The 672-nt window shown below is 61.3% G+C and carries 2 protein-coding genes; both read left to right on the top strand.

Annotation, left to right across the window (positions count from 1 at the left end):
- Positions 1-156 (top strand): RT0821/Lpp0805 family surface protein (locus EN939_RS36820; RefSeq protein ID WP_245473329.1); only part of this gene is annotated, 156 nt, incomplete at its 5' end.
- A gap of 101 nt (positions 157-257) precedes the next feature.
- The coding region (locus EN939_RS36815) for a DnaJ domain-containing protein (protein ID WP_164751625.1) at positions 258-672 on the top strand (415 nt) is incomplete at its 3' end.

Raw genomic sequence — 672 nt, 5'->3', positions numbered from 1 at the left:
TCCATCACCGATCTGGCGGAATTGAAGGACAACGGCCAGACCTGCCGCCGCTTCAAGGCCTCGCGCGAAAGCTTTGACGGCGTTGCCATGTTCGAAGGCGAACTGTGCCTGGCCAGCGCCGGCGGCTGGCGCATGCAGGACTTCAAGGCGCTCTGATTTTCCGCGTCTGATATGCTGCTCCAGCACTGGAATTTCTTCCTATGCGAGCGCATATAGGTGGCACAAGAGACTCAACTCTACTCCAGGGCAGTAAGCACATGCGCGACCCCTATGAGGTGCTGGGCGTTGCCAGGAACGCATCGGCCAAGGACATAAAGTCGGCGTATCGGAAACTCGCCAAGAAGCATCATCCGGACCAGAATCCGAATGATCCCAAGGCGAAGGACCGTTTTGCCGCGGCCAACCAGGCCTACGAGATCGTCGGCGACGAAAAGAATCGCGCCGCTTTCGATCGCGGCGAGATCGACGCCGACGGCAAGCCGCGATTCCAGGGCTTTGAAGGCGCTGCCGGTGGCGGCGATCCCTTTGGCGGCTTTCGTCGGCAACAGGGTCCGGGCGGTTCGCGGTTCGAATTCCGCTCCGGCCGACCGGGTGGCGATCCGTTCGACGGCAACAGCGACATCTTCAGCCAGATTTTTGGCGACACTTTTTCGGGCGCGCGCGGTCCCGGCA

This window comes from Mesorhizobium sp. M7A.F.Ca.CA.002.05.1.1, from assembly GCF_003998335.1.
In the GTDB taxonomy this organism is placed as follows: domain Bacteria; phylum Pseudomonadota; class Alphaproteobacteria; order Rhizobiales; family Rhizobiaceae; genus Mesorhizobium.
Note: the sequence above shows the minus strand (reverse complement) of the source record. Positions and strands in the feature narration are given on the sequence as shown.